Origin of the sequence: Veillonella parvula (assembly GCF_048309325.1) — a bacterium.
Taxonomy (GTDB): Bacteria; Bacillota; Negativicutes; order Veillonellales; family Veillonellaceae; genus Veillonella; species Veillonella parvula_T.
Genome location: NZ_DBFBTX010000004.1, coordinates 389,454 through 411,679 on the forward strand (window position 1 = coordinate 389,454; position 22,226 = coordinate 411,679).

Annotated in this window: 15 protein-coding genes; all 15 read right to left on the reverse strand. The window is 40.0% G+C overall.

Annotation, left to right across the window (positions count from 1 at the left end; translation table 11 throughout):
• Positions 1-52: 52 nt before the first annotated feature.
• The 15 genes from ACMKPP_RS04380 to ACMKPP_RS04450 all read right to left on the reverse strand — a co-directional run bounded on the left by ACMKPP_RS04380 (position 53) and on the right by ACMKPP_RS04450 (position 22,154).
• Positions 53-892, reverse strand: a complete 840-nt coding sequence (locus ACMKPP_RS04380) for a transporter substrate-binding domain-containing protein (RefSeq protein WP_021147573.1) — start codon at positions 890-892, stop codon at positions 53-55.
• Entirely contained in the window at positions 885-2,378 is a 1,494-nt protein-coding gene (locus tag ACMKPP_RS04385) for an MmgE/PrpD family protein (protein WP_418369324.1), read from the reverse strand. The genes ACMKPP_RS04380 and ACMKPP_RS04385 overlap by 8 nt, the downstream gene beginning before the upstream one ends.
• 122 nt (positions 2,379-2,500) lie before the next feature.
• Entirely contained in the window at positions 2,501-3,616 is a 1,116-nt protein-coding gene (locus ACMKPP_RS04390) for a glutathione S-transferase C-terminal domain-containing protein (RefSeq protein WP_418369325.1), read from the reverse strand.
• A 265-nt stretch (positions 3,617-3,881) separates the two neighbouring features.
• Complete coding sequence (gene pcp, locus ACMKPP_RS04395; RefSeq protein WP_418369326.1) at positions 3,882-4,535, reverse strand: pyroglutamyl-peptidase I; 654 nt, start codon at positions 4,533-4,535, stop codon at positions 3,882-3,884.
• A 147-nt stretch (positions 4,536-4,682) separates the two neighbouring features.
• Complete coding sequence (locus ACMKPP_RS04400; RefSeq protein WP_221741573.1) at positions 4,683-5,612, reverse strand: DUF979 domain-containing protein; 930 nt, start codon at positions 5,610-5,612, stop codon at positions 4,683-4,685.
• A 1-nt stretch (position 5,613) separates the two neighbouring features.
• The gene (locus ACMKPP_RS04405) at positions 5,614-6,363 is read right to left on the reverse strand and encodes a DUF969 domain-containing protein (protein WP_418369327.1); all 750 of its coding nucleotides are present in this window, start codon (positions 6,361-6,363) and stop codon (positions 5,614-5,616) included.
• Between the two features lie 208 nt (positions 6,364-6,571).
• Positions 6,572-7,057 (reverse strand): GNAT family N-acetyltransferase, encoded by a 486-nt coding sequence (locus ACMKPP_RS04410; protein WP_004694271.1) that lies wholly within the window; start codon positions 7,055-7,057, stop codon positions 6,572-6,574.
• 517 nt (positions 7,058-7,574) lie between these two features.
• The gene (locus tag ACMKPP_RS04415) at positions 7,575-12,533 is read right to left on the reverse strand and encodes an ESPR-type extended signal peptide-containing protein (RefSeq protein ID WP_418369328.1); all 4,959 of its coding nucleotides are present in this window, start codon (positions 12,531-12,533) and stop codon (positions 7,575-7,577) included.
• A 498-nt stretch (positions 12,534-13,031) separates the two neighbouring features.
• Positions 13,032-14,762, reverse strand: coding sequence for an S-layer homology domain-containing protein (locus ACMKPP_RS04420; RefSeq protein ID WP_418369329.1), 1,731 nt, complete (start codon positions 14,760-14,762; stop codon positions 13,032-13,034).
• A gap of 736 nt (positions 14,763-15,498) precedes the next feature.
• A complete protein-coding gene (locus tag ACMKPP_RS04425) occupies positions 15,499-16,686 on the reverse strand; it encodes an oxygen-binding di-iron domain-containing protein (protein ID WP_418369330.1) in 1,188 nt (395 codons plus the stop codon).
• 309 nt (positions 16,687-16,995) lie between these two features.
• The gene (locus ACMKPP_RS04430; RefSeq protein ID WP_012863703.1) at positions 16,996-17,535 is read right to left on the reverse strand and encodes a hypothetical protein; all 540 of its coding nucleotides are present in this window, start codon (positions 17,533-17,535) and stop codon (positions 16,996-16,998) included.
• Positions 17,536-17,766: 231 nt separating this feature from the next.
• Positions 17,767-18,837 (reverse strand): 3-isopropylmalate dehydrogenase, encoded by a 1,071-nt coding sequence (gene leuB / locus ACMKPP_RS04435; protein WP_418369331.1) that lies wholly within the window; start codon positions 18,835-18,837, stop codon positions 17,767-17,769.
• 24 nt (positions 18,838-18,861) lie between these two features.
• Entirely contained in the window at positions 18,862-19,353 is a 492-nt protein-coding gene (locus ACMKPP_RS04440; protein WP_004694284.1) for a 3-isopropylmalate dehydratase small subunit, read from the reverse strand.
• Between the two features lies 1 nt (position 19,354).
• Positions 19,355-20,614, reverse strand: coding sequence for a 3-isopropylmalate dehydratase large subunit (gene leuC, locus ACMKPP_RS04445; RefSeq protein WP_418369332.1), 1,260 nt, complete (start codon positions 20,612-20,614; stop codon positions 19,355-19,357).
• Position 20,615: 1 nt separating this feature from the next.
• On the reverse strand, positions 20,616-22,154 hold the full coding sequence (locus tag ACMKPP_RS04450; RefSeq protein WP_418369333.1) for a 2-isopropylmalate synthase: 1,539 nt from the start codon (positions 22,152-22,154) through the stop codon (positions 20,616-20,618).
• Positions 22,155-22,226 lie beyond the last annotated feature (72 nt).

The window sequence follows — 22,226 nt, forward strand, 5'->3', positions numbered from 1 at the left end:
AGCACCTCGCTTCTAGACATAATAGAATAAGGCCGCCAAGGCGGCCTATTCGTTATTTTTGTGTTGGATCGAATGTGTAATCCCCACCAAGATATTGTTCAGAAAGTTTTTTCAACGTACCATCTGCACGCATTTCTTTCATAGTTTTATCGATTTTTTCGTTTACTTGTTTCATGTCATCTGTACGTTTAGACAAGAAGTAAGTTGGTACTACGGCCAATACATCACCTACGGCTTTGAGTGGCAAGCCACGATCTTTAATAGCAGAGTTAATAACGTATTCGTATTCACCGGCTGCATCAGCACGACCTGTAGCAACGAGATTCAATGTTTCAGCACCCGCTTTATCTGTATAGATAACCTCGATTTGAGGATTTGCCGTTTCGTTGAATTGTTTTACTAATTCGTTGAACTCAGAGGATGTGGTAACGGCGATCTTTTTGCCTTTCAAATCATCCAATTTAGAGATGTCGTTGCGGTCGTTTTTAACTACTAATTTGCGTGTAGAGTAGTTGTTAACCTCATTTGTGTAGTAGTATTTTGCTTCACGTGTAGGATTGCGACGCATTTGGTTTGCAATCATATCCACTTGACCTGCGTCCATCGCTACGAAGGCAGCATCAACGGCCATTGGTTTGAAGTTGAAGTGAAGATCTGGATTACGACGTTCAATTTCTTTCAACAATTCTACGTCAAAACCAGTAAGGTTGCCATTATCATCTGTGTAAGAATACGGGCGAACTGTACCGCGTGTAGCTACGTTAATCACTTTAGCATCTGGATTTACCTTTGCGTCCTTAGATGTGTCGTCGCCACAACCAGCTACGACGAGCACGCCTAGTGCCAATGCGCCGATGGCGAATAATTTCGTTAATTTCTTTGTATTAAACATGTAAAACTCCTTCTTTTCGCAATGTTTGCAGGAATGGCTCCACCTCGTTGGTATGGGTGAAAGCCTCAATAACTCTATCTATTTGCTCAGCCTCCAAGGTGAGACCTAATTTAATGCGTATATCCTCCATAGTAAGAGGATTTTTCGGCGATCCTTTAGGATTGTTCACCGTTTCTGTGAAAGTATCACCATTTTTCAGTGTAACGGTTACTTTCGTAATCCGCTCTGTTTGAGATACCTTCGGCAAGTCATAGACACGCTCTATGCGCGACATACAGTCTCGCACTGATTGGTCTATGGTATCTATCTTAAACAACTCGTCCTGTACCTCCCCATAAGCGAGGACTTGGTACACGACATACTCTATGGAAAATTGTCCTTCTCGACCTGTTTTTGGCGATGTATAACGCAATGCCGCATCAGCACCAGGTGGGAAGTGAACAGTCACTCGATCTATCTCATCCCAAAGGGAAGAAACGGGGGTGGCACATAGTCTACGTTTACCTTGCTCCTCTGCATCTGGTGAAACGTTGTAGTGCTTAGACACATACGAAGAAGATGTAGTATATATACTATATGCCACGATTTCTGCTGCTTCAGCGCCACAAATAGCTGCCGAGCAATACGGGTGGACTTTCATCCATAAACCAGGATCAATGAGTTGCCCTGGTGCTAGCCAACGACCAGCAATGTCATTTGATGTAACGGTAATATTACCGATAGTTTTAAACCAACCCCGTTTGGGGTCAAAAGGTTTTGTACTTATTCGCAGTGATGTATGTTGTAACAGTTCGTAAGCCCATACGCCATTGCGTGCCGCCAGTCCCGCATGGAGCGGCTTACCATCTGTGCCACTTTGAAAGAACATGCCCGCCGATTGAGTAGCAGCCAAAGACAGGAGCTGAGCCAAGCTTTCACCATGAAGGCCTCGCAAAGCGCCTATAGCGGCCGCCGCCCCAATAACACCAACGGTCCCCGTAGAATGCCATCCTTGGGTCCGATGGGCAGGATTGATAAGGGAACCAATAATCCCTTCTAACTCGGCACCGATGATATAGGCCCGAAAGAATTCGTGCCATGTATCCGTCGGCTCGAGCACTGCCAGTAAAGCAGAGTATAAAACAGTACTGAAATGACCTGCTAGATTTGCCTGGGCGTCATCAGAATCTAAATAATGGGAGGCAAAGCCATAATATAAGGCCTTATCAACCTTAGATACATTCTCTATTGCTAAGCCAGTATTGCCCGCTGATATAACCTTGCCACTGAAAACAGAGGAGTTCATATGACGGCCAACATCCAATCCTATAGATGACTTAGCTCCTATGAACCGAGCCAAGTCTCGAACGGCTTGTTTGTTCTCTGCTGGTGCTAAGGATGCTAGATAATCTAGGAAGGCAATGCGAGCCACTGACAGGAGGTCCTCACGGTTCGTCACATCCGTTTGTTCTATGTAGTTCACAATCGTCTGTGTTACGGAATCCATGGAGCCTTCCTTTCAGTTATCTATAATTAAATATATTGATCGATTCGTCAGTAATGTATCAGATTTCATAGTAAAAGATGTACTAAATACGGCTCATCCAACATATGAATTTACCGTCTATTTTATTTACCAAATTTTTCAGCCCGGTCATTTGGTTCTAACCAAATGGAATCGTCTGGTCCTTTTGGAACGAGGCGTGGTAGATCCTCAAATGGCGTATGATCTACATAGTAGAAACGTTTACGCATGGAGTCGAAGTCTGTTGTACCGCCAAATGCTGGGTTGGAGTACAAGTCCTTCGCGTAGTTCCAAAGGTTTGGATAGTCTACGAGGCGTTTTTTATTCACCAAGTATTTTTGGTAGAACACGAGGTCAAAGCGCGCTAATGTTGGGAAAATACGGATATCTGGATCTGTAATGGTATCACCCATTAAGTAACGTTGCTTGCTAAGGCGCTCTTCGAGCCAATCTAAGCGAGCAAAGATACGATCATAGTAGTATTCGTAATCTTTTTGGTTCGTTACGAGGGCTGCTAGATTGACAGCCAAGTTAAAATCAGCGTAGATGATTACGTTCAACGCATCGATGTCAGCACGCAATTCCTCAGGATAAATATCTGGTGCATCAGGGGACACAAAATCTTTAAAGCCCAATGCCAATTCCGTAGTCAACGCATGGTAGTCATTATTTACTACCGCACCTGTTGTAACATCTACGATAGCTGGTACTGTGGAGCGTGCATCGTAGTTAGGGTCGCCTTTGCGGTACGCTTCACCTAAGGAGTGAATGCCCAACACTGGATCTTTTTCATCCTTATCAAGGGTGAAGAACCAGTTTGCAATTACACCGGCTGGACGCAATGGATCAACAGCGCCTTTAGAGATTACCTTATCTAGGCCAAGCAAATCGATAGCAATAGCAATACGGTGAGCCCAAGGGCAATGCTTAGACCATACAAGGCGGTAACGGTCCTTTTCTACAGGTAGAAGCCCTGGTTCACTGCCAAAAGGTGTTGTGAATTGAGGCTCTTCACTATCAGAATATTTTTGACGACGGTTAAAATTCGATGCATCTTTACCTTCATACTCCTTCTGCTCCCCTTGAGAACGAGGGTTACTAGATTGAAACTCAGAAAAATCGATGGGACAAGGATTCATAGCTCGTTGAAACTCAACTTCTTTACGAGCCGCCGCAATGGTAGGATCCTTGATTTTACTTACATCTACGTGTTCACTCATTCTATACTCCTTATAAAGGTCATCCCCATTAGCTTTATTTCACTTTTTATGGTGAAAGCTTTTGTGATATTCCTCAATTATTCCTACTAACTCGATATGAATATAAACCTATATTATATTATTTAAAAACCTATGTCAATAATGGGTATTTAAAATTTATAATATCTATTACAAACAAAAAACTCGAGTTATATCGTTTCTAGATATAACTCGAGCTTTATTTAGATTATGTGTATTAAACAAACACTAGTATTGGTAATATTTTTTATTCGTGCGGTGTTGTATAGTTAATATCTTGTGCCTTGTAACTTTCACCATGAGCTAATACATGAACGATGGTTTCCAATGTGGCACGTACAGTTTCAACAGCCATGCTTGGTTGATTTGGTTTATCCACCACTTGGGATGGCAGGTATGGGATATGCATAAAGCCCGCCTTAATATTGCCCTTTTGCGCTGCATAGTGACATACACCATACATCAAGTGATTGCATACAAAGGTTCCCGCTGTATTGGAAACCTTAGCAGGAATACCGTTTTGATGAAACGCATTGACGATGTTTTTTATGGGCAATGTCGCAAAATAGGCACTAGGACCATCGGCTACAACAGGTTCATCTTCCGGTTGGTTGCCCCCATTATCTGGAATGCGGAAATCGTCACAGTTAATAGCAATGCGTTCCACTGTAATATCTGGGCGACCACCTGCTTGACCCACACAGAGAATGAAATCTGGTTGACACTGTTCAGCTGCTGCTTTTACAGTATCAACAGATTTATAACGAATAGTAGGAACCATTTGAGTCACTACCTTGTAGTCACCATCAGTATAACCATCCATTGTTTTTACCGCTTCCCAAGCCGGATTAATAGGTTCACCGCCGAATGGATCAAAGCCGGTAATTAAAATTGTTTTCATCACACTACCTCATAACGATATTCTATGATGCATAAGAATCAGCATTCATTTTCATAAAAATACTGATAGACTCAGCGATATATAATGCGAGTCTATAAATATATATTATACAGACTCAAAAGAATATCGTGCTTTCACAGAAAAGGGTTAAATAAAGTAATACATTAATAGAATATTCAATACAAGCATGATCAATGCAATTGGAAGTTGTGCTTTAATAACGCCGTATTGGTCGCGCATTTCAAGGAGCGCTACCGGTACGATATTAAAGTTGGCCGCCATAGGTGTCATCAAAGTACCGCAATAGCCAGCAAGCATTGCAATAGCACCGACAGCAGCTGGGTTAGCACCATGAGCTACAACGAGCATAGGGATACCGATGGCACTTGTAATCATTGCAAATGCGGCAAATGCGTTACCCATAATCATTGTAAAGATAACCATACCGATGCAATATGCCACAACAACGAGGAATACATTATCTGCTGGTACTACACTTGCGACTGCACTGGAGATAAGTTTACCAACGCCAGCCAAATTAAATAGATAGCCAAGAGCTGCTAATAACTGGGACAAAATAGCAGTCCAACTGATAGCATCAATAAGTCGACGGCCTTCATGGAAACCTTGGTTAAGTTCGCCCTTTGTAATGTAAAGAGCAGCACACATAGCGATGATTGCGGCAATACCTAGACCAACAAGAGCGCCTAACTTAGTAAAGAAGCCGATGAAGAATGTAATAATACCAACAAGTAATGCTGGTACAAAGATAACATTGCCAATACGAACAGCTTCGCCTTTTTTGAATTCGATAGGAGATTCAAAGTAATGGCCTTTGCCGAGTTGTTTTACTAATACAATAGCTGCCATAGCAATGACAAGCCAGCCATTAATTTCCTTGGAGAGATAAGAACCAAAGATAAAGGATACGCTATATAAGAGCCAAAATAAGCCTGTACCAATGCGATATTTATGTTCTTTATCTAGAAATGATTGAATAGCAAAGATAAATAGAATAATCCCTACGAGAAGATATACGTAATCTAAGGGCTGCATTTTATAGAATATTTCTAACATATTATTCAGCCTCCTTCTTCAATTCTTCTGGTGTAACAAGAATATTTAACTCATTAGGTACTAATTTACCAGCTTTCATATCCGCTTCGTCACGAGCTACAGAGGCTTGAATTGTTTTATCAAAGATAATAAAGCGAATAAAGTTAACGATATAGGCACAAACAGCAGTTGGCAATCCGTACAATACCATATCTGTTAATTCTACAGAATAACCTAATTGTTCCATAACGCCTTTGATGAGTAATAACCCACCAGCAGCAAGGAATAAGTTTTGACCGAAGAAGTTACCTATATTATCTGCAGAAGCAGCCACACCGCGCACCTTATCAAGCGTACGTTGAGATACTGGACGGCCTTGAGCTATCGCAGCTTCACTCATAGGAGCAATCAATGGACGAACCATAGCAACCATACCGGACATGTTAATGCCAAAGGCTACAGTTACTTGACGCACAAATAAGTAAATCATAAAGATACGACCTGCCGTAGCAGCGTTGATCTTGCCAATCAAAATTTCTGCCCGTTCACGCAAGCCGTGACGTTCCATAAGACCAATAACAGGTAAAATCAAAATAAATAATGACATATAACGATTTTTAACAAAGGCCTCTCCAATAGCACCAACGATATCGTTAATACTGAGACCACCTGCAAGGCCCGTTACAAAGCCTGCGGCTACGACAACTAACAAGGCATTAAAGCGCAGCATCAGACCGATGACCATCACTAAAATACCAGACAAAATCAACATATGGACACATCCTTTCTACAAATCATCCATAATACATATAACCATAAAGATACGTTATATGTATATATTATATACTGAATAGTCATAATCTTACACAAAAAAATACCTTGTATCTAAATTTAGTGAATGTCCCTGATCTGCGATCAGAGCATAAAACACTCAAATAAAGTACAAGGTAATTTACGTAATTAATATAACGCTTTCTTAATTAATTTAATTCTTTCTTGAATAATATAGTTGTATGCTGTTTTCCTCTAAAATGAACCTTATCATACGCCGTAAACCCAAAGGATTCATACATTTTAGGCAACCACGGATGCTCCTTAGCCGTTCCTAATGTAACAATATGTGTTTTAAACTGTTCTTTTAAAAGCTCCTCTGCATAGCCCAAGACTTCCCGTGCATATCCTTTACCTTTGAAAGCTGGTGCCGTTACAAAATGAGCAATATGCGGATATTTATCCGGCGTTGAGTATTTCACCCAAGGCATACAAAACGTAATAGAACTAACTAATTGCCCATCAATATACAAGCCGTATACAGGATAATTTTCAATCCACTCCTTAGATTCCTCTTCCGTAAAATCAATAGCGTCGAAGCTAATGGGATAGTCTTTTATAGCTGCGTAACCGTCGATTAATACCTTATGATATTCTGCTGTGTCTGCTACTGTTAATTGTCTAAATTCTTTCATGGTCTTTCCCTCATATCTATATTTTTATTCACAAACTACGAATATTAATTCACTTTATGAAAGCAATTATACACCTATATGTATTTATTTGCAATATAATTACATAAATATTATATAAAATTATAATACCCATAAAGAAAATTTTATATGAAGTGCCATAATATATACACAGAAGAAACTAATAACAAGATAAAACTATTGAGACAAATAAGTTATCAGCTGCGCCATATTGATAGATTTATATTACGTATTCTATTTTTAATCAAAAAGAATGACACCAACCATAAAATGATTGGTGTCAAAAAATACTCGTAAGATAAAATTGTAATATTTGACGGATAGCAAAAATAAATTATGTCTCCTTAATAGTAGTATTATACATATAAGGAGACATAACTCAAAATCTTTTTAAAACACTTTTAAAATTATACGTTATAAATGATATATTTACGACCTATCATTGAACATCCAATCACAATAAAACAGATTTTTTTCATATGAAAATCTTTCGATTCTATTAACCGCGACCTTTAATAACGCGAACACGTTGAATATCAGGCGTACCATCTTTATGTTTAGAAATAGTATCTACTCTAATACGTTCAAGTTCTGGTTGGAATTCTTTAAGTGCTCTAACCATTTGATCATCGGCGACAGCACCGTTTTGAATAGCCCTGTAAATTAATGCAGCCATTTCATAACGAGTCATCATACGATCTCCACCAAATTTACCGTCTGGATACCCCACAATAATACCATTACCTGCTAATGTCGCCACATAGTCGTATGCCCAATGATTTTCAGGTATATCTGGGAAAAGTTGCATCTTATCCAAATCCAAAGAGTTGAGCTGTTTACCCTCAGAAACCTTCATGAGTATGCCCTTCACATTTTCAAGCTCGGCGCGAAGATCTTTGATTTCTTTCGCCATTGCTACTCTAGAAGTGGACACATGATTGCCTTGACCAATTTTCATGCTAACACCAGCATTCAACATATTTTCACCGCCGCCAAAAGAACCACCTACACTAAATAGAGTATCTTCATTTGGACGATAGAATGCACCGATTGAAGCTGCATGAGCATCTTTATAGTTACCATAACCTGCAGCGATATCCCATTTATCATCAGGATCGAAGTCTAGAGGATGAAGTGCTGCCAATGCGGCTGCCCCTGCACCAACTCTATTCATACGACCATCAATATTCTTGATATTTCCACCGATTTCTTTTAATTGACTTACATTAACCGCATCCGTATCAGACGTACCTGCTGCAACATTAGTGATTTTCTTATTACCTGCATTGATACCAGTTTCTGTGATGCTAGGACCATTCTTAATTGTCAAGCCACTATTGTTCATCACGGTATTACCAGTTGTTACAGATTTAAATGTCGGTGCATCGATTACAGATACTTTATAGTCTACACCACCGATTGCATTTGTCCCTTTAATTACGCTAATATTGTTACCTTCCGATACAGAAGAGTATTTACCTGCCCCACTAGCTACGGCCTTCAATTGATCTTCTGTTGCCGCTTGACCACTAGTTATGTTAGCAGGATCCCAAGCCTTGTTAGTCAAGTTATTCACTGTACCGCCTGTGCCATTAACAGTTACTTTACCTGCTTGGATTGTTCCTTCAGAACCCTTAATAGAAATTTGCTTATTAGGATCTGTTCCAAGAGTAATATCATCATTGAGGTTTACTTTATAAGTCTTAGATCCATCATTATTAGTTGTAGAGGTTACTGTTGTATTTTTACCATTCTCTAGTTTTGTTGTAGCCCCAGCTACCGCTTTACTCAATTGACTCACATTTACTGCATCTGTAACATCAGTACCGTCAGCGACATTAGTAATCTTCTTTCCACCTGCATCGATACCAGTCTTAACAATCTTAGGACCACCATTAATAGTCAATCCATCAGTATTCATAACAGTATCACCGGTAGTTACACTGTTCAAACCTTTCAAGTCCTTAGCTAGACGAACTTTCAAGTTGCTATCACCATCGGATATAACACCGATATTGTCATCAGTAGTCAATTTACTTACATCGGTAATACCACCGACTACATTCACTTGTTCGTTAAGTTTCTTCTTGATAACAGCGCCTGTATCACCGCCATACTTCATACCGTCATCTAAAGTTGCAACATCATGCTTGTCGCCATTCTTTTCTTCGATTACTAAGCGAGTAATATTTTTGCCATCAATACCAGATTTTCCCTCGCCCCCCTTGATAGAAATAGCGTTATTACCATCCTTGCCATTCAAACCAATAGATCCATCTTTACCATTGATAACAACAGCTGAACCATCTTTACCGTTAACTCCAATGGAACCGTCTTTGCCATCAGTGCCTTTCTTACCAAGCACTAGATCATCATTTACATTAACTTTGTAAGGATTAGCAGCTGAGCCATCACCTTCAACGGTTGTATTTTTACCATCTTTAAGAATAGTCTTACCTGCTGCAATAGCGTCTTTCAGTTGACCAACGTTTACTGCATCCGTGTTATCAGTGCCAGCCGCTACATTAGTAATCTTCTTATTTCCTGCATCGATGCCGTTCTTAAGAATCTTAGGACCACCATTTATAGTCAAGCCATCCGTGTTCATAACAGTATCGCCTGTAGTTACGCTAGTCAGATTTTTCAATTCTTTTGCTAATTTAACATTAAGTGCACCATTTGCAGATACTACACCAATATTGTCATCAGACAGTTTATTAGTATCGGCACCACCTTTGATATCTAACTGTTCACCTAATTGTTTATTGATAACAGTTGTATCGTCGCCTTTGAAGTTTAAGCCTTTTACAATGGTTTTATTGATATTTGTAATATCATTTTTATTATTTTTTACACCGTCACTAACATATTTTAATTGGTCTTCTGTTGCTGCTTGACCATGTACAACTGTAGGATTATCGATATCCCATATACGGTTAGTCAATTCATTTACCGTACCGGCGCCAGTTATTTTAACTATTCCCGCCTTAATATCACCTGTTGTACCATGAATTGTAACCTTATTTCCAGCTGTAATCGTACCAGTAGTACCATCTACAACGACTTGTTTATCAGCATCTGAACCGAGAGTAACCTTATCGCCTAATCCAACTGTATATTCTTTACCGCCAGCAGCGTTAACTCCTTCTGTAACGGTTACGTTAGCATCTTTAGCTTTTACAGTTGTTGCTTTGGCTGTACCACCAATGGCGGCATTTAATTGATCCACATTGACAGCATCAGTTCCAGCAGTACCTGCTACTACATTAGTAATTTTTTGACCACCCGCATTCAAACCATCTTTATTGACATAAGTCTTCCCATTAATAGCCAAGCTACCATCAGGCCCTAAGTTAATATCTTTTTTAAGTTTAACATTTAGTTGAGTACCATCAGATTCTACACCAATATTATTATCTGTCAAGTCCGCAGAAGCACCACCCTTAATAGATAACTTATCACCCAATTGCTTATTAATATCTGTACCAGTATCACCAGCGAAGTTCAATCCTTTTGCAATAGTAGTATTGATATTTGTGATATTTGTTGTATTGGTATCTTGTTGTACTTTGGATGCGATATCTGTCAATGTAACTTGTTTTTTATCGCCTTTATCATTAGCTACAGTCAATACCATGTTGCCATCACTGTCAACTTTATATTTACCTTGGCTATTTAAATCAGGGTTTGCTACCAAACGATAGTCCCCTTTTCCCACTTCGGTAAATACATTACTCAAATCAACATTGACTTTACCTGTATCGTTACGTTCCAATGTCAAAGTTTTACCATCATTGGATACACTACCACTTGTAACAAAGTTATTTTTAAGGCCTGTCACATTAGCGGTCAAACCGTTTGTACCGGTTAGATTTGCAATGCCGTCACCATTAGCTTGATAAGTTGCTGTACCACCGGTCACGTATTTATCCTTTGCATCAACGATACGGTTGATATCTCCGATATTAGCACCATTTGTAATGACATCTCCACCGCTAGCAACGCCTGTAATCTGTTTGTTCCCCGCATTAATACCATCTTTTACGATTTTTGGACCTCCGGTAATAGTCACACCGTCAGTATTCATAACCGTATTACCAGTTGTTACACTAGTCAGATTGTTAAGTTCTTTAGCCAATTTAACATTCAGCGTATTTATTCCATCGGATACCACACCAATATTGTTGTCGCTCAATTTAGATACATCTGTTACCCCGCCAACAACATTAGTTTGTGCACCTAGTCTTTGAATAAATTTATTATCCGTAGCTCCTGCAGCCTTTACATCACCTGCATACACTACGCCTTTATTCACTTCAGTATTCACCGCATATAATTGGCTACCATTTATAGCATCGGTAGATGTAGCAGAAAGACGTCCAGCTGCTACGTTAGTAATGGTACGCTCTACACCTGTCTTGCCAACACTTACTGTAGAAGTAGGATTAATGCCTGCAAAATTATGTATTTCTCCATTGACCGTTTCAGACGTAGTACCAACTGCTGTTGCAGTTTCAGATCCAGAACCGATAGCTACAGCATTTTCATTCTTTGCATTTGCTTCATTACCGATAGCTACACCATTCTTTACTGTTACGTTAGCCTTATTACCTATTGAGGTACCATTTAATCCAGTAACAGAAGTCGAAGACCCTATGGCAGTGCCATCTACTGCAGTAACATTCGTGAGTCTACCAAGTGCCGTTGCTCCTAAAGCTTTTGCTTTGGCTTGATAGCCAACAGCTGCAGACTGCCCACTCGTAGCATTTGACCATGTTCCAATCGCCACACTAGCATCATCTTCAGCCACCGCATTTGTTCCCATAGCAATAGACCATCTTCCCTTTGCCTGCGCATTACCACCAATTGCATAAGCATAGGTATTTGTAGCTTTCGCTAAACTTCCCATCGCCAAAGAAGATTCTTCTTGAGCATGAGCAACGCTACCAATAGCAATAGCATGAGTCTTATCCGCTTTTGCGTCTCCACCAATAGCAGCAGCATATTCTCCAGAAGCTTTAGCATTTGCACCTACAGCAACTGCATTTTTAGCTGATGCATATGCTACGCCACCAATAGCAGTAGCATTTTGAGCCGTAGCATTTGAGCCTCCACCAAGAGCAGTCGAATATTGAGCCGAAGAATTACTATGAGCACCTATCGCCAAAGCAACTGCACCTAAAGACTTAGCATAACCACCTATTGCCACATTATTAGGATCAGATCCTGTCTCAGTTCCATTTCCCAATGATATACCTGATCCTGTTCCTTCAGGAATTACTGCATGAACAGTGTTCAATGGCAGTGCTATACTTCCCACCAATGCAAGTGCACATAAAACAGTACACGCACTCGTTCCACCACTTCCGCTGATTTTTCCACGATTATTGGCAAATTCCGAAACAACCACATAACATTTTTTCACCCGACTCCAAATGACTTTATAAATCCGGTTCATAACACTCCTCCTAAATTTTTTCTGTTACACTAACTAATTACACTAAAAATACACTATATATTAAGATAAAAGATATATACTCTCTGCCAAAAACACCTCTTCAAAAACAGGTAAGTATATATTTTAAAATCATTATTACATTATTATTATAATAATAATTCAAGAACCCCAAAATCTTAATTATTATGCAATTCTATTTATAGTGCTAGAAAACAAAATAAGGCTACTTTGATTTGTAAAAGTTTTGTAGAAAAACCATATAAATCAAGGCAGTCTTTTTTAAATTTCATTATAACATAAAGAAAAACATCTGAAAAGGAGCATAAAAGAGGCTTCGTCAAATATTGGGACATTTATCTCACAAATCTTTTTTCATTAAAAGTAGAATACGTATTCAAAAAACATATAAGATAATACAAAAGCATATTAGACAAAAAAACAGGATGTATCAAAGATACATCCTGTTTTGAACTTTTACAAACTCTAGAAAAGTTAATTCTATTGATTATTGTATATACGGGAACCGTATACGTCACGTTCGTTTTTAGGTTCGTTGTTAACGCGAACACGTTCAGTTTTATGACGGTCGTTATCATCACCAGAAATACGATCAACACGGAAATGGTTAAGACGAATATTTTGTAATTCAGGACCGAATTCATTCAATGCACGTTTCATGTTTTCGTCAATAGGAGCACCGTTTTGAAGTGCACGGTACAACATAGTAGCGAATTCGTAACGAGTCATCTTAACATCGCCTTTGAATGTGCCATCAGGGTAACCAACAAGGATACCATTACCAGCCAATTGGCTAATATATTGGTAAGCCCAGTGGTTACGAGGAACGTCTGGGAATTCAGCAGTTTTGCTAGGATCAATTGCATGTGGAGTCAAGATTTGTAACAAGTTATTATATTTGTTTTCCATATCTTGAAGACGTGCGTTCAATTCAGCAATTTCACGACCCATAGCTACGCGGGAACGGGATTCTGGGGAACGTTTACCAAGACGAATAGATACACCTGCGTTCAATTGAGTTTCGCCAGTACCTACAGTGCCACCAACGGAGAACATTGTATCTTCGTTAGGACGGTAGAACGCACCCAACGCAGCGGAGTTAGCATTATGGTAGTGACCATAACCAGCAGCAATTGTCCATTTGTCATCTGGGTTGAAGTCCAATGGATGCAATGCAGCCAATGCAGCAGAACCTGCGCCTACTTTGTTAACGCGTCTTTCAACAGTACCAACACGACTAGTCAAGTTCTTAATATTGTTATTAATTTGACCAGGTGTGGAATTGTTGATTTGTGTTTGTAAGTCATTAGCTACGGAATATAATTGGCTACCGTTTACAGCATCTGTAGAAGTAGCGGAGATTTCCCCAGCCGCAACATTTTTAATTTGACGTTCAGCACTAGCTTTACCTACAGACACGGAACCATTAGCTGCAGAACCTACGCCAGCAAAACCACCAAAGGTATGACCAGCGATGGTTGCACTACTTTGAGCTGTAGCTTCACTTGTAGTAGAACCTGTGCCTAATGCGATAGAGTTTAAATGTGTTGCATTTGCATGATCACCAATCGCCATAGCGTAGTCAGCTGTAGCACTCGCATCAGAACCAAATGCATTAGAACGCACATTAGTTGCCTGTGCACCAGCGCCAAATGCTTGAGCATGATCACCAGATGCAAGGGCAGAGGAACCCATAGCAACAGAATGATTATTAGTTGCTTGTGCGCTAGAACCAATCGCATTAGATTTATAGCCAGACGCTAGTGCTTCATAGCCAATAGCTTGTGAGCGAACTTCGGAAGCCTTTGCACGAGTACCAATAGTGGTAGACCATGTACGTTGTGCTTCAGCAGAATGACCAATAGCAATAGATTCATTCATCAACGCTTTGGAAGAATTCCCCATTGCTAATGCAGAGGTACCTGCTGCAGTATTGTTAACACCTATAGCGACAGAATTACTTTTCCAGTCACCAGTTCTCTTTGTAGCATCATCTGGCTCATTTTCATAATCACGATCACGGAAGTTTGCATCAGATTCTTTTACAGTATTACCACTACCATACGCAACTGCATTATTAGCACCTGTAACAACATTAGTGTTGTCCATTACAACAGAAGCAGCGTCTACTGGATTAACATTCGCACCAACAGCAGTGACAGCAGCCAATACAGCAAATGCTAATTTTTTGGAATGTTTCATTTCTCTCATCTTACACCCTCACTAAATTAAAAAATTATCTAAATTACAATACAATTTTTCATTCTCTCTATGTTCCGTCTCTCACCTCGGTCTGAACAGGTGATATTCTAAATTAGCATAAAGAAATACCCCTATATCAGTTTAAGAAAAATTTATATTGTCGATTACTCGCATAGAATATCAAAGTTTTACGATATACACAACCCTTTTTTCTAACACAAATCAAATTAACAAGTTTCTATACCTATCAAAATCCGCTTTATTCCTAGCTTTATAAGGAAATAAATTTTACTCATTATTTTCCCTTATGAGTTAAATTTTTCGCAACTTTGTAAACTTTTCTCATGTAACAAACTGTATAACTTATAAATAAATAACCACCTTATAAGTACGCAAAATATACCTTTTACCCTTATTATATCCCATTCACACTTAATTCATGAATTATATGTGAATTAAACTGTTTTGTATATTTAATCAACAACTTAACATTTTATTATAATTTTATATTTCTATAGCGCCAGTATCTATCAATGCAAATCGGTGCCCCAAAAAACGCTAACGAGAATGTTATGAGAATAAACATGACAAATACAATTTATATTGACTAATATTTTATGTATATGTTTAAAAAAAGAAGGCCCCTATTCTTCATGAAAATACCCCTTTTACTGATTATCTAGTAAAGGGGGTACATATCAAAAATAGGGGTTTTATAACAAGAATCTTTCTTTATTATATGTAATTATACTAATAATGCACTTACAAGTGCTTCTGCTTTATTAAAGTCGGATTCTTCGGGGTTCCAGTTACATTTAATTTCAGGTTCTACTACAGAGAATCCGTATTTAGTCAACTCTTCACGGAGTACCTTTGTAGATTCACCAGACCAGCCATAGGTACCAAATACAGCAGCCTTTTTATTTTTGAATTTCAACTCACGCAAGAAATCAAGCCAACCAGCTACGGAAGATAATACGCTATTACCTACTGTTGGAGACCCTACAGCAATAGCTTTAGACTTAAAGACTTCTGTCATGATGTCATTTTTATTGGTTTTACTAATATTGAAAATCTTAACACGTGTATCAGGGGATTGTTTCGCAATTTCTTCGGCAATCTTATGTGCCAACTTCTTGGTGCCGTCCCACATAGTGTCGTATACAATTGTGATTTGATCCTCTTGGTACGCTTGCGACCATTTATAGTATTTTTCTACAATTTGCATTGGATTTTCACGCCAAATCGCGCCATGACTAGTCGCTATGATATCGATTGGCAAGTTAAGCTTTTGAATTTCTTCAACTTTAGCTTTTACCAATGGAGAGAATGGATTCAAGATATTAGCGTAATATTTCATCGCCTCTTCCCATAGACGGCATTGATCGGCCTTATCCGCCCATAGTTCTTCTACGGCAAAATGCTGACCGAATGCATCGTTGGAGAACAAGATATTATCCCCTGTCATATAAGTCGCCATGGAATCAGGCCAGTGGAGCATGCGCATTTCCACAAACACCAAGGATTTACCATTCCCAATATCTACGGAGTCCCCTGTTTTAACAGTTTTAAAATTCCATTCAGGGTGATGATATTGTCCAACCAAGGACTTAACAGCATTTTCTGTACAATAAATAGGCGTATTAGGGATTTTTTCCATCAATGCAGGCAAGGAACCGCTGTGATCCACTTCGCCGTGGTTACATACGATGAAATCAATCGTATTCAAATCAATTTCAGATTCCAAATTATCAATGAACTCAGAGGAATGAGGTTTCCATACAGTATCGATGAGGACCGTCTTCTCCTCTTCAATCAAATAGGCATTTTGGCTAGATCCATTATTAATGGTGTAATCAGAGCCGTGAAACTCTTGCAATTCCCAGTCGATTTTACCAACCCATGATACGTTGTTTTTAATGTGCTTTCTCATAATAACCTCCATGTTCTGTGAAAGTTAATATACTCACCTCATATCTTTTAATGAGTCTATAAAGGCCCACAGATGAGAGAAGCAACTTTCACCGGTATTCCCCAATATATGGCCCCATGTTGTATCAATGAATACAACATAAATCGGTCATTAATTATGGTTTTATTATAATCATATCGCATAATTAAGTCTGTATCTGTAGGTACAGTTTTGAGAATTATTATAAAAACCACTCATAGGTAATCACATGCCGGACATTAGTACACATCGATTTCCCATGAGTGGTTACGAGTATATGTAATTATATGATTATTTATTACCCGATTTAGATAGTCCAGGGATAGCTTTATAGATATATAATGCAATATATCCATCAACCAAGCTATGAACGATGGTACCGCCACCTACAAGAACAAATACAACGTAGATGAGATCAATGTTTGGCATCGTAGTGGTAGTATAGAACAATAGGCATGCTAGTACCTCACCAATAGCGTGAACGATAGCACAAGCAAGGTTAAACGCAACAAAGGATAGAGCCCCTGTTAATACGCCTGGATGATGTTTAATATAGTAAGCCCCCATCAAGGCAAAGATGATATGAGATGCAGCACGCATAACGATAACAAGTGGGAACCCTGCTACAAAGAAGCCGAGCGTAGAACCTATCACGACACAAGCTGCCATCTTTCTAGATAAGAACATAGCTAAGAATATAGGAACATGACTCGCCAATGTATACGATGCCGGTGGAATCACAACTTTCAAAGGCATCACGATAGGAATCATGATGGCTAGTGCCATCAATAAAGCAGTAATGGTTAAATTTCGATACATCGAAGAATTCATAAAGGCCTCCTTAAAGAATCTCTTGCCATACATCTACCAATATAGCACTCTAATATATGAAGAGCAACTACACATACCGCTAGGCGTCCTACAAAAAAGAGAGGGCCTTACAACCCTCTCTTATTTAATTAGACAAATATATTATAATATCTGTATTTTAACACTTATGATACGATTTTGAAAATGACGTAACTCACGTTAATAAATTTGAGGAATCTTAATTCATTGCTTTTATAAACGTTCGATTACGGCTTGCGCCATTTCTGTGGTACCAACTCGTTTTAAGCCTTCGCGGTAGATGTCTCCTGTACGATACCCATCAACAAGCACTTGTTCAACAGCATTTTCAATAGCATCAGCCACTTGAGGTAAATCAAGGGAATGACGGCACATCATAGCTGCAGACAAGATTGTGCCCAATGGGTTCGCCAAATTTTGACCCATGATGTCTGGTGCAGAGCCGTGAATTGGCTCGTACAATGCAGTACCAGTACCCATGGATGCAGATGGTAAAAGCCCGATAGAACCAGAGATAACAGCGCCTTCGTCGGACAAGATATCGCCGAACAAATTTGTCGTAACGATAACGTCAAATTGTGCAGGATTTACAACGAGTTGCATCGCTGTGTTATCTACATAGAAGTAATCTGTTGCGATGTCTGGATTAGCAGCCGCTTTCTCTTGCGCGATTTTACGCCACAAACGAGAAGACGCCAATACGTTTGCTTTATCTACGGATACGACCTTTTTGTTACGTTTACGAGCTGTTTCCATAGCGATATCCATGATGCGTTCTACTTCATAACGGCTGTATGTTTCTTTATCCCAAGCGAATTCGTTAGCACCTTCACCTTGTGCCTCTTCCCGTTCACCAAAGTAAATACCACCAGTCAACTCACGAACGATGACGAAATCTACATCTTGTACGAGCTCCTTTTTAAGCGGAGAATACTCTTGTAAAGATGAATAAATTTTCACAGGACGCAAGTTGCAGAACAAACCAAGCTCCTTGCGAAGGCCTAGGATTGCCTTTTCAGGACGGATAGACGGATCTACATTATCCCATTTTGGACCGCCAACAGCACCAAGCAATACAGCATCAGCATTTTTACAAGCCTCGATAGTATCCTCAGTCAAAGGCACGCCGTATGCATCAATAGACGCACCGCCCGCTTTCTTATCAATCCAATTAACCTTTACACCGGCTTTCTCAAAAGCCACATCACACACAGCCTTCGCTGCAGCAATAATCTCAGTACCGATACCATCACCAGGAATCAATACAATATTCTTTTCGCTCATCTTACCTCTCCATATAACAAATGCTTACTTGCGGTTTTTCGCAAAGTTCACAAGCCCTCCTGCTGCCGCAATATCTTGAATGAATTGTGGCAACTCAGTCCCTTGGTATTGTTCGTTTTTCGTCAAGTTGTACACGATACCTTTAGACAAGTCTACACCGATTGCATCACCTGCATCGATACGATCAACTTGTTCACCGATTTCCACAACTGGTAAACCGATGTTGATAGCATTACGGAAGAAGATACGTGCAAAGGAGTGTGCAATGATAACAGGCACGCCTTTGGCTTTGATAACGCCTGGAGCATGTTCACGAGATGAACCACAACCAAAGTTTTTACCGGCTACCATGATTTCGCCAGCTTTCACATTAGGAGCGAACGTCGTATCAATGTCTTCCATTGCATGTTCAGCCAATTCGTTCCAATCGGCAATCGCCAAGTAACGAGCCGGAATGATTACGTCTGTATCTACATCGTCGCCGTAGCGCCAGATTTTCTTGCTTTCAAAATCCATATTAAACCTCCTCAGGGCCTGCAATGCGGCCTAATACAGCACTTGCTGCCGCCACGTAAGGGCTTGCCAAATATACCTCAGAATCAACGTGACCCATACGACCACGGAAGTTACGGTTTGTGGTAGAAACGGTACGTTCCCCTGCAGCCATGATACCCATGTAACCACCTAGACAAGGGCCACATGTAGGTGTGGACACAGCGCAATCAGCTTGAATGAAAATGTCCAACAAGCCATCTTTCATAGCTTGGTCGTATACATCTTGGGACCCAGGGATTACGATGCAACGAACGAATGGAGCCACCTTGCGACCTTTGAAGATTTCAGCAGCCGCTACCAAGTCTTCGTAACGGCCATTTGTACAAGAACCGATGATAACTTGATCGATTTTAATATCCTTGTTGATTTCGTTGATGTAATGCGTGTTGGATGGTAAATGAGGGAATGCTACAACTGGCTGCAATTTGGACAAATCGATTGTTACAGTTTGAGCATATACCGCATCAGCATCTGGAACGATCGGCTCAACAGGGCGATTTACGCGACCTTTGATGTATTCTTCAGTAATTGCATCGTAAGGGAATACGCCACATTTACCGCCCGCTTCAATAGCCATGTTACAAATTGTAAGGCGATCAGCCATAGTCATATGCTGTACGCCTTCGCCGGCGAATTCAAGAGCCATGTAACGAGCGCCGTCTACACCGATTTGACCAATCAAGTCAAGAATTACATCTTTCCCCGTTACCCATTTGTTAGGTTTGCCGATAAGTTCAACTTTGATAGTTTCAGGCACTTTGAACCAAGTTTTACCTTCTGCCATAGCAACGCCTGCATCAGTGGAGCCTACGCCTGTGGAGAATGCATTCACCGCACCATATGTACAAGTATGAGAGTCAGCACCGATCATCATTTCACCAGGACCGATAAGCCCTTTTTCTGGCAAAATAACGTGCTCGATACCCATACGACCTACTTCAAAGTAGTTTGTAATGCCATGTTCGCGTACGAAATCGCGCATTACTTTTGCTTGTGTAGCAGATTGAATATCTTTATTTGGCGTAAAGTGGTCAGGCACCAAATAGATTTTATGACGATCAAATACAGGTTTGCCAATCTTCAAAAACTCTTTGCGCGCTGGTGGGAATGTAATGTCGTTCATCAATACCGCATCCAAATGACATTCGATGATTTGGCCTGGTTTTACAACATCAAGACCCGCATGACGAGCCATATTCTTTTCAGTAATGGTCATACCCATATTATTCTTCCTCCTGTTGTTCTAGCTCCATAGCTAGGAATACTGAGTTTACTGCATTAATATATGCATTTACACTTGATTTAACAATATCGGTGCTGATACCACGACCATGGTACAAACGACCGTTATATTCTACCTTGAGAGTTGCTTCCCCAAGGGCATCTTTACCAGCTGTTATAGCGCGGATTTGGTAATCTTTCAAACTGATTGGCAAGCCAACCACACGTTCAACCGCTTTAAGGGATGCGTCTACTGGGCCATCACCAACGGCTGCATCGGCTTTTTCACCTTCTGGAGTCATGAGACGAACGTCAGCATAGGCATAGCCTTTTTCGCCCAATTTGTAGTATTGAGCCACGAGTTCAAATGCTTTTTTGTGGTGAAGATTATCTACTACAAGGGCTACGATATCATCATCGTATACTTGTTTTTTGCGGTCCGCCAATTCTTTGAATTTACCAAAGAGATCATTGATTTTCTCCTCTGTGAAAGATTGGAATCCAAGTTTTGCCAAATGATCGGCAAAGGCATGGCGACCAGAGTGTTTACCTAATACGAGGTCTGTTTTTTCAGCACCTACGGACTCAGGAGTCATGATTTCGTAAGTTTCAGGGTTGCTCATCATACCATGTTGGTGAATACCAGACTCATGAGCAAAGGCGTTAGACCCTACGATTGGTTTATTTGGAGGAACTACAACACCTGTTAAACGGCTCACAAGTTTAGATACTTTCGTAAATTGTTTTGTATCAATATTCACTTGAAGGTCGTCGAAATAATCATGGCGTGTTTTAAGAGCCATAACAACTTCTTCAATTGCTACATTACCTGCACGTTCACCTAGACCATTAATTGTGCCTTCTACTTGACGTGCACCTGCTTTAATAGCAGCTAACGTATTCGCATTGGCAAGGCCTAAGTCGTCATGGCAGTGAACAGAGATGATGGCATTTTCAATACCTGGTGTATGTTCTTTGATGTAACGAATCTTATCGCCGAACTCATTCGGGTTCATATAGCCTACTGTATCTGGTACATTAATAATTGTAGCGCCACCAGCGATAGCCACGCCAAATACTTCGCACAAGAAGTCTAAATCTGAACGAGCCGCGTCTTCACCGGAGAACTCGATTTCATCAAATTTGCCTTTTGCAAATTCCAAGATAGATTTAACGCGATCCAATACCTCTTGACGAGTCATTTTCAATTTATATTTCATGTGGATTTCGGATGTAGCGATAAATACATGTAAACGGCTGCGCTCTGCATCTTTCAACGCATCAGCCACCTTTTGCACGTCCTTTTCGTTGGCACGGGCCAAGCCACAAATCGTTGTGCCTTTAACCTCGCGAGCAATCGTTTGTACCGCTTCAAAATCTCCAGGGGATGCAGCTGGGAAGCCAGCCTCGATTACATCGATGCCGAGGCGTACTAAGCCTTTCGCAATTTCAATTTTTTCAGGAGTTTGTAAAGATACACCTGGTGTTTGTTCCCCATCACGAAGGGTTGTATCGAAGAAATATACGCGATTCTGTTCCATAATAGCCACCTTTTCTATCCTCATAAAACATAATACTTTATTATATCTATCCATAGTGAAAGTTTGTAAAAT